Origin of the sequence: Oceanobacillus indicireducens (assembly GCF_014647195.1) — a bacterium.
In the GTDB taxonomy this organism is placed as follows: domain Bacteria; phylum Bacillota; class Bacilli; order Bacillales; family Amphibacillaceae; genus Oceanobacillus; species Oceanobacillus indicireducens.
The window spans coordinates 13,501-25,981 of record NZ_BMOS01000003.1; the positions used below are offsets into that span (position 1 = coordinate 13,501).

The 12,481-nt window shown below is 41.4% G+C and carries 15 protein-coding genes; 3 read left to right on the plus strand and 12 right to left on the minus strand.

The annotated features are described in order from the left end of the window. The first annotated feature begins 18 nt into the window (after nt 1-18). Nucleotides 19-1,059 (plus strand): C45 family autoproteolytic acyltransferase/hydrolase, encoded by a 1,041-nt coding sequence (locus IEX94_RS02795; RefSeq protein ID WP_156854741.1) that lies wholly within the window; start codon nt 19-21, stop codon nt 1,057-1,059. A 97-nt stretch (nt 1,060-1,156) separates the two neighbouring features. Continuing rightward, nucleotides 1,157-1,714: a beta-class carbonic anhydrase gene (locus IEX94_RS02800; RefSeq protein ID WP_156854743.1), complete on the plus strand. Its 558-nt coding sequence runs from the start codon at nt 1,157-1,159 to the stop codon at nt 1,712-1,714. A 256-nt stretch (nt 1,715-1,970) separates the two neighbouring features. Here IEX94_RS02800 and IEX94_RS02805 read toward each other — a convergent pair whose 3' ends face one another. After that, complete coding sequence (locus IEX94_RS02805) at nt 1,971-3,368, minus strand: MDR family MFS transporter (RefSeq protein ID WP_156854745.1); 1,398 nt, start codon at nt 3,366-3,368, stop codon at nt 1,971-1,973. A gap of 199 nt (nt 3,369-3,567) precedes the next feature. Between IEX94_RS02805 and IEX94_RS02810 the strand changes: the two genes are divergently transcribed. After that, nucleotides 3,568-4,116: a YusW family protein gene (locus IEX94_RS02810; protein WP_156854747.1), complete on the plus strand. Its 549-nt coding sequence runs from the start codon at nt 3,568-3,570 to the stop codon at nt 4,114-4,116. Nucleotides 4,117-4,477: 361 nt separating this feature from the next. Here the strand turns inward: IEX94_RS02810 and IEX94_RS02815 are convergent, their stop codons facing one another. From IEX94_RS02815 to mscL, 11 genes are all read right to left on the minus strand, one after another. Beyond that, the gene (locus IEX94_RS02815) at nt 4,478-5,035 is read right to left on the minus strand and encodes a 5-formyltetrahydrofolate cyclo-ligase (RefSeq protein ID WP_188855934.1); all 558 of its coding nucleotides are present in this window, start codon (nt 5,033-5,035) and stop codon (nt 4,478-4,480) included. Between the two features lie 18 nt (nt 5,036-5,053). Beyond that, complete coding sequence (locus IEX94_RS02820) at nt 5,054-6,730, minus strand: formate--tetrahydrofolate ligase (protein WP_156854751.1); 1,677 nt, start codon at nt 6,728-6,730, stop codon at nt 5,054-5,056. Nucleotides 6,731-6,904: 174 nt separating this feature from the next. Continuing rightward, a complete protein-coding gene (locus IEX94_RS02825) occupies nt 6,905-7,393 on the minus strand; it encodes a GNAT family N-acetyltransferase (RefSeq protein ID WP_156855009.1) in 489 nt (162 codons plus the stop codon). Between the two features lie 35 nt (nt 7,394-7,428). Then, nucleotides 7,429-7,590, minus strand: a complete 162-nt coding sequence (locus tag IEX94_RS02830; protein ID WP_156854753.1) for a hypothetical protein — start codon at nt 7,588-7,590, stop codon at nt 7,429-7,431. Between the two features lie 50 nt (nt 7,591-7,640). Next, nucleotides 7,641-8,225, minus strand: coding sequence for an SLOG family protein (locus tag IEX94_RS02835; RefSeq protein ID WP_188855935.1), 585 nt, complete (start codon nt 8,223-8,225; stop codon nt 7,641-7,643). 79 nt (nt 8,226-8,304) lie between these two features. Beyond that, nucleotides 8,305-8,721, minus strand: coding sequence for a spore coat protein (locus IEX94_RS02840; RefSeq protein ID WP_188855936.1), 417 nt, complete (start codon nt 8,719-8,721; stop codon nt 8,305-8,307). A gap of 122 nt (nt 8,722-8,843) precedes the next feature. Beyond that, nucleotides 8,844-9,617: an ABC transporter permease gene (locus IEX94_RS02845; protein WP_156854759.1), complete on the minus strand. Its 774-nt coding sequence runs from the start codon at nt 9,615-9,617 to the stop codon at nt 8,844-8,846. Then, entirely contained in the window at nt 9,595-10,581 is a 987-nt protein-coding gene (locus IEX94_RS02850) for an ABC transporter ATP-binding protein (protein ID WP_188855937.1), read from the minus strand. The genes IEX94_RS02845 and IEX94_RS02850 overlap by 23 nt, the downstream gene beginning before the upstream one ends. A gap of 89 nt (nt 10,582-10,670) precedes the next feature. Next, on the minus strand, nt 10,671-11,276 hold the full coding sequence (locus tag IEX94_RS02855) for a Dph6-related ATP pyrophosphatase (RefSeq protein WP_188855938.1): 606 nt from the start codon (nt 11,274-11,276) through the stop codon (nt 10,671-10,673). A 379-nt stretch (nt 11,277-11,655) separates the two neighbouring features. Beyond that, nucleotides 11,656-11,817 (minus strand): sporulation histidine kinase inhibitor Sda, encoded by a 162-nt coding sequence (gene sda / locus IEX94_RS02860; RefSeq protein WP_156854765.1) that lies wholly within the window; start codon nt 11,815-11,817, stop codon nt 11,656-11,658. Between the two features lie 243 nt (nt 11,818-12,060). After that, nucleotides 12,061-12,438 carry a large conductance mechanosensitive channel protein MscL gene (gene mscL / locus IEX94_RS02865; RefSeq protein ID WP_156854767.1) on the minus strand — a complete coding sequence of 126 codons (378 nt, stop codon included), beginning with the start codon at nt 12,436-12,438 and terminating at the stop codon, nt 12,061-12,063. Nucleotides 12,439-12,481 lie beyond the last annotated feature (43 nt).

The following is a 12,481-nucleotide window of genomic DNA, read 5'->3' on the forward strand; positions in this document are numbered from 1 at the left end:
TCAGAATGGAGGGATAACGTGAGACAGGTAGTTAGCGATGTCATTCAATTTCGGGGAAGCCATGATGATTTTGGTCGATTTCAAGGAAAAGAATTACAGGACTCTCCCATTTTAAAAGCCCGCAGAAGACAATTGAAAAGCCGGTCAAAACACCATTATATCGTGGATGAAGAAAAAATCAGGCCAATCATCCAATATTTTAGTCCCGGCATCTGGAATGAATTACTCGGGCTTGCCGATGCCCTGGAACTATCTACTGAAGAGGCCCTCCGAGAGTTTGGCGGTTATTATTTTGAATACGGGAAGAGCGGCTGCTCAATATTGACTGGTAATCAGTTTATGATCCGAAACTATGACAATGACCCCATCACCTATGAAGGGCGTTACGTCCTTTATGCACCAACTGATGGCGGATATGCAACGATTGGTCCATCCATGCAAATTACTGGCCGGACGGATGGTCTGAATGAAAAAGGACTCGCCATGGGCTATAACTTTATTAATCGCCTCCGCTCAGATGATGGATTTGTTTGCAATATGATTGGCAGACTCGTACTGGAAAATTGCGCAACCGTTGATGAAGCAATTGAACTGCTAAAGGAAATTCCCCACCGTCACTCCTTCAGTTATTCCCTCGTCGACGCAACCGGAAAAACACTCGTCGTTGAAGCTTCTTCAAATGAAGTCGTAACAAGGGAAGGTACAATCTGTACGAACCACTTCGAGAAATTAACAAAGGAGAATCGTTACCGGATGGACGATTCCTTGCGCCGTTACGAAGCAATGGTCGATCAACAAGCAAATATCGACAATGTATATGATGCGTTTCGCATATTAAATGATGCCGATAAAGGGGTTTTCTCGAAGAATTACGGCGCTTGGGCAGGGACGATTCATACAGCAGCCTATTTACCAGTGCATATGCAAGCTTGGATCTCCTTTGGCCATGATCGCTTGCCACTTATTTTTGATTTCAAGAAATGGCTTGCTGGAGCCGATATAAATGCGAAACAAATCAAGGGTAAGTTGGAATCGACGAACGGATTCATCAATCGTTAAGCTTTTAACCTTCACCTTCATCCTTCATTTTTATTTCTTTTCTCCAAAAATATGATATATTTTAAAGAAAGAATTTTAGAGTGAAGGAGAATGGTATATGAGTTTACAAGATTTACTTGATTTCAATAAAAAATTTGTAGAAGAAAAAAGTTATGAGCCTTACCGGACAGATACATTCCCGAACAAGAAGATGGTTATTTTCACTTGCATGGAATCAAGGTTACTAGAGCTTTTACACCGGGCACTTAACTTGGAGAACGGTGATGCGAAAATCGTTAAAAATGCCGGCGCAATTATCCGTAAACCCTTCGATAGCATTACAAAGAGTATTCTCGTTGCTATTTATAAATTAAAAGCGGAGGAAGTAATCGTCATCGGGCACCATGACTGTGGCATGTCTGATGTAAATATTGAGGCGTTAAAACAAAGTATGATTGATCGCGGAATTAGTGAAGATCGTATTCAAACGTTAGAACATAGCGGTATCCATTTAGAAGAAGAATTTCACGGTTTTACGACGGTAGAAGAATCAGTAATGCAAAGTACAGAAATTATCCGTAATCATCCCTTACTGCCTGAAGGTATCAAAGTGCACGGCCTCGTCATTGACCCTGACACAGGTAAAGTTGATGTAGTAACACGGGATGAAGAATAATAAAAAGACTGAGTTGAAGTTAACATTTCAACTCAGTCTTTTTATTTGTATAAGAAACTATAAAATAAAAATGCTGTGATAACATGGGTATCTAGGGCTAGCCACGTCCGGCTCCAGCGCCCAACAACTATCAAACTTCACACTCCTCCAATCGATAAGTCAACATCAACTCACTGCCGTTCGTTGTGTTTCCTTTATCTCATTCCGGAGTGCTCCAGTTTGTACGTTGCTAAACGGGCGCTTTCGCCTTTGCATTTTATACTCTCCGATCTTTAATATAGAACGACATGATAAGGCCGATTAAGGATATAATTCCTGAGAAGATAAAGGAGATATTTACCCCATGAATCATTCCTTCAATCCCCTCTTCGGGTATCGTGAATGTTGTCATAATCGTTACCGGAAGTGCTGTTCCTATTGAACCTGATACCTGACGGAGTGTATTATTAACTGCCGTTCCGTGGGATATAAGGTCCGTAGGCAATACGTTAAGTCCAGCCGTTGTGACTGGCATCATCACCATCGAAATACCAACCATACGTAAAGCATGCGTGACCGCAATGTACGTAAATGACGTTTCTGGTGTTAAAACTGCAAACATAAATGTCGAAACAGTTAAGATGACCATCCCTGAAATCGCCAGCCATCTTGCTCCGTATCTGTCAAACAGCCGACCTGTAATCGGATTTAACAACCCTTGAATGACCGCTCCAGCAAGGAGAGCAAGTCCTGATTCAAACGCCGTAAATCCGAGCATCGTCTGCATATATAATGGTAATACAATTGCTGCTCCGATTACTGCGATGAACGTAATCATCCCGAGGATTGTCGAAAGAGTAAACATTTTATATTTCATTACCCGGAATTCTAAAATCGGTTGATCTAACTTGAACTGACGGGTAATGAACCAAGCGAGCGTGGTAATCCCTACTCCAAAGCCAATCAGGACTTCCATGCTTCCCCATCCGGCACTTCCAGCAATACTGAATGCATAAAGAATTCCTCCGAAACCGAATGTCGACAGAATAATCGAAAGCACATCCAACTTGGGCTTCGTCTGCTTCGTTACATTTTTTAATATAAAATATGCGAGAATGATGTCAACTATTGCGATTGGAAGAATCATCCAGAACAGCCAACGCCAGGATGCTGCTTCTACAATATAGCCGGAAAGAGATGGTCCGATTGCCGGTGCAAACGCAATAACAAGCCCGAACATTCCCATTGCTGTTCCCCGTTTTTCAATCGGGAAGATAAGCATGAGAATCGTCTGCATAAGCGGCATCATAATTCCAGCACCTGCTGCTTGTAAAATCCTCCCTAACAACAGTACTTCAAAGCTTCCTGATATTGCAGCTGTTAATGTCCCTAATGAGAATAAACTCATCGCTGTTAAAAATAAACTGCGGGTTGTAAACCGTCCGATAAGAAACGCAGTAATCGGAATCATAATCCCATTTACAAGCATGAAAACGGATTGCAACCACTGAACAGTATTCTCCGTCAAATCGAGATCAACCATTATTTTAGGTAATGCCGTTCCAAGTAATGTCTGGTTTAAAATTGCTACAAAGGCACCAGAAATAAGCACAATAACCAATGGTACACGATTGAAATTTTGGACACTTTGATCCTTTGTTAAATTTTCTCCCATATATTTATTCCTTCTTTCCTCATACGAATAGCTACACGTAACTTTATATTTTAGCATTATTTTTCTTTAGAAACAATCTTAACGACCACTAACCCTTTTTACTTTCTTAAAAACTTACGCTGTATTGAAGTAGTTAGTTTAGTTCTTCCCATTTTTGGATAAGTTAATAGATATCACGATGAAAAGGAGTCAAGCCTCTATGAAGAAAATAATGACATTATTTTTGATTCTGCTGCTATCCGCTGTTCTTGCAGCTTGTGGGAATAGTAATAAAGCGACAGAAACACCGAATAACGATACAACAACGGAAGAACCAAATGATGGTGCAGCTGGTGGAGACATAAATGATGATAATCAAACAGATGATAACAACGGAGCCAATAATAACCAAACGAAGGGAGACAGTGATCAGGCCGATTTCTCAAATGATTACGTCTTTACGAGTTTCGATTTAGAAGTTGATATTGAAAATAACGACGATGCAATCGATGTTGATTATGAAGTGGACATAGATGAGAATGAAACCGAAGCATCTTATGAGAACAAACCTGAAAACATCAATTTACGTGGAAACGAAGCAATGGAAGAGCTTGACAACATCTTCACTTCCTTCCAGTTTGATGAAAATACACCAGATGAAGAAGTGATCAACGAAGTGCTCCAAGCTTTCAACATCCCAGAAGATGCTGCCAAAGTCGATTTGGAAATTGAATATGGAGATAATGTGGAAAAAGAATATAGAAGGTAAGAAATAATAAAGTGCAACTCATTCAGTGGGGTTCCCTTACCCCCCACTGAATGTTAGTTGAACAGAATCAGGTATTTACGGATTGTTTACCCCTCCTTCACATATTGGGCTTCCCTCATGTTTAGAGGGGGGGTATTACAGACCGTTAATACGTGATAAAGTGAAACTTCATTCAGTGGGGTATCCTTCCCCCCACTGAATGTTAGTTGAACAGAATCAGGTATTTACGGACTGTTTATCCCCTCCCTTCACATATTGGGCTTCCCTCATGTTTAGAGGGGGGTATTACAGACCGTTAATACGTGATAAAACAATCGCACGGTGCTCTGGGAAGGGCGGTGCGATTGTTTTTGTCGATTTATTATAAAAAACCATTCTCCGTAACCAGATAATCGACGGGGATATCAAATGGCTCAGCTGGTACTTCCTCCACTAATTGGCCTGAATATAGTACCGAAACGGTTCGGTTAGGGAAATCTGTAAGGAAACGGTCATAATATCCCCCACCAAATCCAACCCGATAGCCGCGCTTATCAAATATAAGGCCCGGAACGATAAGTAGATCAATTTCCCGCTTTTCCACCTTTACTGTCTCATGCGGATTCGGTTCACGGAGATTGAAGTAACTTGCTTCCAATTGTTCAAAATCATCAAGCTGATAAAAATCAAGCCTTCTCTCCTCAGGGACACACTTCGGAACCGTGACTGTTTTTCCTTCTTGCCATCCCTTTCTAATCAGGGGTTCCGTATCCCATTCCAAACCACCGGAAACCGTGACCCCGACGGTACTGGCCTGATTCCAAAGTTCAGAGGAAGTGAGATTTTGAACTATTTTCTCCTCAATTTCCGCTCTTTCCACGCTGCTGAGGTTCGTTAATCTATCCTTTGCAAGATTCCTTAAATTGAGCTTATCCAACATCTCGCCCCCTCTTTATCATTAAAATAAACCAACAATTTTCCCTTCCGGAGTAACATCAATGTTTTCAGCTGCCGGGATCTTCGGCAAGCCCGGCATTGTCATGACTCTTCCCGTCAAGACAACAAGGAAGCCCGCTCCCGCAGATACTTTCACTTGTTGGATAGTAATATGAAAATCCTTCGGCGCCCCTCGTAATGCAGGGTCATCTGATAAAGAGTACTGTGTCTTTGCCACACAAATCGGGAGCTTATCATACCCAAGCTTAACAAGCCTTGTAATCTCCCGCTCCGCCTCCGCTGAAATCTCAATTCCCCTTCCACCGTACACTTTCTGCACAAGCTTTTCAATCTTTGTTGGGATGGGATCTTCCAGACTATATGGATGACGCAAGGTGCTCTCCGTTTCACAAAGCTTTACGACTTCCCGAGCAAGGTCTTCCGCCCCTTTTCCGCCTTTTGCCCAGACATCGGAAAGAACTACATTCACACCGATTTCTTCACATTTTTTCCTTATCACATGAAGTTCTTCCTCTGTATCTGTCGGGAATTTATTAATCGCGACAACGGAAGGAATACCGAAAACATCCTGCATGTTTTCAATATGCTTAAGCAAATTAGGCAGACCTTCTTCAACTGCTTGAATATTTTCTTCATTCAAATCAGAGGCAGCTATTCCTCCGTGCAGTTTCAAGGCGCGGACAGTTGCCACAATTACAGCCGCATCAGGTGCGATATTAGCCATCCGGCTTTTAATATCAATAAATTTCTCTGCACCCAGGTCCGCCCCGAATCCAGCCTCGGTCACCGTATAATCCGCATATTTCAATGCAAGTTTTGTCGCCATAATACTATTACAGCCATGGGCAATATTTGCAAACGGTCCACCATGGATAAGGGCTGGTGTTTTTTCCAAGGTTTGCACAAGATTCGGCTTTAATGCATCCTTAAGTAAGGCAGCCATCGCTCCGTGAGCCTTGAGTTCGCCAGCTTTCACCGGTTCATCATCGTAATTGTAACCGATAATAATTTCTCTTAGTTTTTCCTTTAGTTCGTTTAGATCATTGGAAAGACAAAGGATAGCCATAATTTCGGAAGCGACTGTAATATCGAACCCATCTTCCCGTGGCACCCCATTCTTCTCCCCACCCAGACCATTCACGATATGGCGGAGTTGTCTATCATTCATATCGACTACACGCTTCCAAGTGATTTTCCGGGTATCAATATTCAATTTATTTCCTTGATGGATGTGGTTGTCGATAAGTGCAGCAAGGAGATTATTAGCAGCTCCGATTGCGTGAAAGTCTCCTGTAAAATGCAGATTTATATCTTGCATCGGCACAACTTGCGCATATCCACCACCGGCAGCACCGCCCTTTATTCCGAAAACCGGACCAAGTGATGGTTCCCTTAAAGCGAGCATTGCTTTTTTACCGATTCGCTTTAAGCCGTCACCGAGACCAACTACAGTCGTCGTCTTTCCTTCACCTGCGGCCGTCGGGTTGATTGCCGACACAAGAATGAGCTTGCCGTCGGGAGCTTCGCGCATTTTTTGTAAAGCGGTAAAATTTACTTTCGCCTTATACTTCCCATACAATTCAATATCACTCTTGTCAAACCCTGCTTGATCGGCAATTTTCGTTATCGGCTCCATTTCAACAGATTCCGCAATTTCAATATCTGTTTGATAGGTCATCTGCTTACTCCTCCTTTATAATCAACCTTGCTAACTATTTTTCATTACTCAAATTGGATTACTTTTATCCCTAGGATGCGCATCCGTTAACCGAGCAACCGAATCGCTATCATGGCTCTAAAAAAAGAAACGGCGAAGTTATTTTCGCTGCTGAATATAAGCAATTAGCAGTATTTATTCATGTATATTCCATACCATTCGAATTGTATGTATAGTATGTCCTTCTAATTCATCATCAAATTCAGAAATCTTATAAAATCCTTTCCGTTTGTAGAACTGGATTGCTTTTATGTTCTGACGTTCCACATGAAGGGAAATCTTTTCCGCAGCTAATTGATCGCTCCCAATCTCTAATAGGGCACTGCCGATTCCCTTTCCCTGGTATTCCGGATGTAGATAGATCGCGTGTAAGTGAACGCTGTCATCTGAATATACTTGCGAATAATTAGCAAACCCAATCAGTTCTTGATTGATCAATGCTACATAAAAGTTCGAATTTCTCCGCTGCTTCTTCAACATCTTCACGCTGTAAGCCTGATTCAAGAAACTTTCCTGAATTTGTGACGGAATAATTCCTGTATAAGTAGAATTCCAGCTGATTTTAGCAATATCCTGGATTGCCGGAATATCTTTTCTCTTCATCTTCCGAATTGTTAAGTCCATCCTACTCACCTTGCCATTAATTTCCTCGTTCTTCTTCATTTCCGTTTCGCTTTCCGTTCGTGATGCTCTTCAAGTATGGCCTGGCCGACTGTTGAGGCCTCAATTCCTTTCTTCACCCCAGCAGCGATAACAAAGTATAAAATAATAAATGGGACAACAAATACAAACAAATTTAATAACGATGCCAAAACATTCACAAGCTTACCCCCTCTCTATTATTATACTTATTTCTCCAGCTCTGTTCCATCTATTTCAATCCTTGATTGTTTTGCAAGTTAATCCAGTAATCCGGGTCAGTCATTTGAATTTCTTCTACAATGTCATCAAGATCCATCGGTGTAATGAAATAAATCGGATAATCTTCGTTTGTTTTCTTTGCCGCCTCATAAAAATAACGGACGCTCCCAGGGTACTCTTCATCCATCAGCAAAAGGCTCGCATCACTTTTCTCAACAAACCATGCATCCCGTGCTCGGAATTGGTAAGGACCTTTGTAGTCGCCAACATATAACGGCTTATAAAAGTCTGCTGTCATCACCATTTCCTGATATTTCTCCTGAAGCATTTCAGGCCAGCGCTTGTCCTGATTTTCAAAAGCAGGGAAAATCGCCAGCTGAACTTCATACTCCTCTTCTTTTAAATCAAGCACAACTTCAACTGTCCAGAGCTCCACCCCCATCTGACCGGATACGATCACCCATTTCAGTCCCTCTTCGATAAATCCGATAATTCTCTTCCTTATCGCTGCTTTGATAATATGAACTTTCGGATCATTCTCTTTAAAAATTCCCATTTCAAGTGATTTATAGCCACTTACATGTAATACTTTCATTTACTCACCTCTTATTACATAGTCCACTAATTAAAAATAGGCTGAAACGATTAAGTTCCAGCCTGACTTCGCTACTATCTTAACACCACTTACCGTGCTTATGCCAATGATGACCCTGATGCATTCCATAACCCGGCTGAGTTGCCCCCATGACCTGGCCTGGTCCTGCACCAGGACCCATGCCATATCCAGGTCCCATGCCATACCCACCTGGGCCTCCCGGAGGACTATACGCACCCGCTACTTGATTTGGTCTTGGTGGGGTTTCGAAAGCTCCGCCGAATTGGTCTACACTGTTGCAAGTGTTTTGCACGGAAGTTGAATGCGGATAAAAATGCTTATTTTTCACAAGATGATGCTTCATAACAGTGGTGTGCGATGGATGCACATGGTTTACTGTACTCTCAGAGAATTTGTTGACACAGTTATGCTTTGTTGGATATACAATCGTTTTACATGCATGACAGCCACAATGCTGCCCGTGATGATGCCACATGATTTAATCCCCTTTCTGTTATAGATTCACTACTAACCTATGACAGTAGCCGGCAGAGTGTATAAGCAAGTACCCAGCTTTCAGGAAAATATATATGTTCGCCCGTTTCGCCAAATCATGATTCAATAATGGGCAAGTAATCCTTTTTCCATTGCCACTCTTTCACAATAAATGAATACGCCAAGTCCAAGAGCGAAATAGAACAAGGCACTTGCAAGCAGAACAAGGAAATCATTCATGGCAAATTGACTGAGGCTGACACCATGAATCATCACTTCCCGGACCATATCGAACCCTTTAACAAATGGCAGGAACTGGATGATTGGTGACAAGGATAACGGGATAAAGGCGAGTGCCATTAAGATGAACTGCAGAATTTGCAAAAATGCTTGCACCTGCTTCAATATAATGGAAATACCTGCGATGATGAAACTGATGCCAAACATACCAACAAGGGTGAGCAGCATAATCGGCACCAGTGTTACTACATCTATATTCAACCATTGACCGGCAGTTGCCATCGACACGTAAAGCAAAGCAATAACAATCGTTAAATTGATGACCGTCGTCGATAGGAGCCGTGCTGCCATTATTCGCCAGATCCCCATTGGCGACATCGATAGCTGCTCCAGCGTTCCCCGCATTGCCTCATTAATGACTTCGTATCCGATACTATTGATAATTGTAATTGTTAAAAACCAAAAAATGTAATTCACAATTACATATTGCGTATTCGCATCCTGGGTTGTCGGATCGCCAACCATCTGGATCACTCCGAACAAACCTAGAAAAATAATGTAAAAGGTTAAAATCATCGCAATTGTATTTGGTAAATAACGTTTTAATTCCAGATACTCTTTTTTCAAATTTGCCTTAAGAAGGTTGAGCCAAGCCATTTCCGCCTTCCCCCTTTACTATTTTCATAAAGATCTGCTCGAAGTTCACCATTTCCCTGTCAATGGACTCCACCGGTGTTTTCGCCAGCTTTAATAGATCAAATAGATCATAGAACTCCTCATTCCCTGCTAAATCCACTTCAATGACTGCTTGTAAATGGTCTGTTTCTTCATATTGATAAGCTGGGAATTTCTCACGTAAAAGACGTTGCTGTTCTGTAGTAAGTGGTGCGCCTAATGTGAGCTTATAGTTTCTCACGGCAAAAAGTTTTAATAAATTATCGATTTTTTCATCAATGACAATTTGTCCTTGATTGATAATAACCGTGCGTTCACAAATATCCTGGATCACATCCATATCGTGGGAACTGATAATAATCGTTTTCTTAGCATCCTTCACAATCTGTTTTAAAATTTCCCGGACCTCATAGCTTGTTTCTATATCGATTCCAAGGGTAGGCTCATCAAGTAAAATGACCTCCGTATCAGCAAGCATCGCCACTGCAATCGCCAGCTTTTGCTGCATGCCGCGGGACAATCTATTGACGAGTTCATGTTCCTTCTCTTTCAGATGGAAGTCACGCAAGAATCTCTCAATTTTTTCCCGTACTTCCCGTTTACTCTTTCCCCGGTTCCCTGCAAAGTATTCCAGATTCTCTCTTACCGTCAAGCGCCAATACAAATTACGGTTTCCTTCGAGCACAGCACTAATATGCCGGAGAGCTTTCAGCCGTTTCTTTTTGTTATCAATTCCCTTGATGGTAATCGTCCCTTCATCCTGACGCAGCAGACCACAAATCATTTTAATCGTTGTCGTCTTCCCCGCCCCGTTCGGACCAAGCAACCCAAGTATTTCACCAGGATACACGGCAAAGGAAACATCTGACACCGCTTGGGTGAATTCATTTGTCTTCCGCTTCTTGTATTGTTTATGGAGATTATGTACCTCGACAATCGGCTCCATCCTTCCATCCCCTTTTCGTATCATTTACATGTATTGTAAGATAAGAAAACATCTACGAATACACTCCTTAGCAGGAACACTTCTCAGCCTTAAGACTGAAATTTGTTCTTTTGAAATAACGGACCGTCATATACGTACGTATGGTACTCGCCCGATTCACCAAGTGGACAAACATCAAGCTTCACAATGTCCTCGATAAAATGTTGATCTATCTCTCTTCCAAGCCAATCTTTTGGAAGCTTTTCTTCATCCAGCTTTATGATTTCACTTTTATAGCCGGTCTTTACAAAGTCATGGAGCAAATCAATCGAACGCTCCTTCTTCGTCCATAACGGATAGATTGCTTCGAGATTTACCGATTGTGCAAGTTCTTCCCCCCACTTACGGTGCCCTTCCAGATAAATATCACCAAAAGCAATTCCGTCCAACTGATACGTTTCCTTTATTTCTTCAAGTCTTCGTTTATAATCTGTGGTGTAATTTTCAAAATCGGTAACGACCCATTCGATTGGTATATTTAAACGTGCCGCCTGATCTTCCAGCCGCTTTAATTTCTCGCCGTGAGCAACTGTTTCCCCGCTCTCGTTCCACACAGTCGTCATAAGGCAAACGACCGTAATCCCTTGTTCTATCATCCGGTGCAGGGCAAACATAGAATCTTTCCCACCACTAAAAGATAATACTGTATTTGTCATTTTTTCTTTCTCCTTTCCGTTATATTACCTATTCTACAAGAAATATCGATTCCCTTCCCGATCGGTATATTACTGTTCACCAGCCCCCACTATATTTTTCGGTAGGGGATGAATACAAGGATATAGGCGAAAGAATAAATATTTTATTCCTCCATTCCCGCTAAATATATAGAAAAATTATTATTTCTCCTATAATGGCAAAATTAACCTAATTAATCAATTACATCCCGGCCAAAAATTTAGCTCTGGTGATGGATTAAAAAAAGTGAAATTCATTCAATGGGGGTATTACAGACCTTTAATACGGGATAAAGGTGAGGGGGCAAGAGATTTTATAGATAAACCCTCCCCCCTCTTGGCAAGAGTAACCAATTAAATGTTATTCTTGCCAGGAACTTTTACGCCTCTTTTGTTTAGAGCTGGAGCGCCTTTTCAGTTCCTCTTCTAGTTGATAAATAAAATGCGGGTCCAGATCCAGTTTTTTGGCTTTGTTATAAGCGCAAACAAGACCGCCATTTGATAACTTCCTCAGCTCATTCATGATCACACCCCCTTTCTTAGGCTTAAGATACGGGTTGTTTACGCAAAAAGCGAGGATGAGTTTACCTAAATCGACAATTTATTTACACGTGTTTAAATTTATTCTACAAAATGTGGGATGAAAAAATGGACAACAAAAAGGAACGAGAAATGGATCGATCTCGTTCCTTGTAAAATATAGGTATTTCTATATTTTCTTTTCAGAAACAAACAGGCAGGCGGTATCTAACTGCCTGTTTGTTTGTTAGTTTTGTCCATTTTGCTCTTTTAACAAATCGCGGATTTCGGTAAGTAATTGTTCCTGTGCATCAACTTCATCTTCTTCCTCTTCTTCTTTCCGCCTAAATTTATTCAAAATCCGGATTGCCATGAAGATAGAGAAGGCAATGATTAAAAAGTCAACAAATGACTGGATGAAACTCCCATACATCACTTCAGCATTCCCTACGGTTATTTTCAAACCAGTGAAATCAATTCCTCCCGCAAGCATACCAATCAGTGGTGTAATAATATGATCAACAAAAGAAGTTACGATTGCGTTAAATGCAGCTCCAATCACAACTGCTACCGCTAAATCAACGACATTTCCCTGAAAAGCAAATTCTTTAAATTCTTTCCACATCTAAACTCTCTCCATTTCCTTAAGACTAAATCGAATAAACCAA

Bases quoted from the DNA above. Each gene is read 5' to 3' on its own strand.
- IEX94_RS02805 (WP_156854745.1), bottom strand. From the start codon at position 3,368: ATGGGAGAAAATTTAACAAAGGATCAAAGTGTCCAAAATTTCAATCGT.
- IEX94_RS02800 (WP_156854743.1), top strand. From the start codon at position 1,157: ATGAGTTTACAAGATTTACTTGATTTCAATAAAAAATTTGTAGAAGAA.
- IEX94_RS02835 (WP_188855935.1), bottom strand. From the start codon at position 8,225: ATGAAAGTATTACATGTAAGTGGCTATAAATCACTTGAAATGGGAATT.
- IEX94_RS02820 (WP_156854751.1), bottom strand. From the start codon at position 6,730: ATGACCTATCAAACAGATATTGAAATTGCGGAATCTGTTGAAATGGAG.
- mscL (WP_156854767.1), bottom strand. From the start codon at position 12,438: ATGTGGAAAGAATTTAAAGAATTTGCTTTTCAGGGAAATGTCGTTGAT.
- IEX94_RS02810 (WP_156854747.1), top strand. From the start codon at position 3,568: ATGAAGAAAATAATGACATTATTTTTGATTCTGCTGCTATCCGCTGTT.
- IEX94_RS02850 (WP_188855937.1), bottom strand. From the start codon at position 10,581: ATGGAGCCGATTGTCGAGGTACATAATCTCCATAAACAATACAAGAAG.
- IEX94_RS02840 (WP_188855936.1), bottom strand. From the start codon at position 8,721: ATGTGGCATCATCACGGGCAGCATTGTGGCTGTCATGCATGTAAAACG.
- IEX94_RS02815 (WP_188855934.1), bottom strand. From the start codon at position 5,035: ATGTTGGATAAGCTCAATTTAAGGAATCTTGCAAAGGATAGATTAACG.
- sda (WP_156854765.1), bottom strand. From the start codon at position 11,817: ATGAATGAGCTGAGGAAGTTATCAAATGGCGGTCTTGTTTGCGCTTAT.
- IEX94_RS02855 (WP_188855938.1), bottom strand. From the start codon at position 11,276: ATGACAAATACAGTATTATCTTTTAGTGGTGGGAAAGATTCTATGTTT.
- IEX94_RS02845 (WP_156854759.1), bottom strand. From the start codon at position 9,617: ATGGCTTGGCTCAACCTTCTTAAGGCAAATTTGAAAAAAGAGTATCTG.
- IEX94_RS02825 (WP_156855009.1), bottom strand. From the start codon at position 7,393: ATGGACTTAACAATTCGGAAGATGAAGAGAAAAGATATTCCGGCAATC.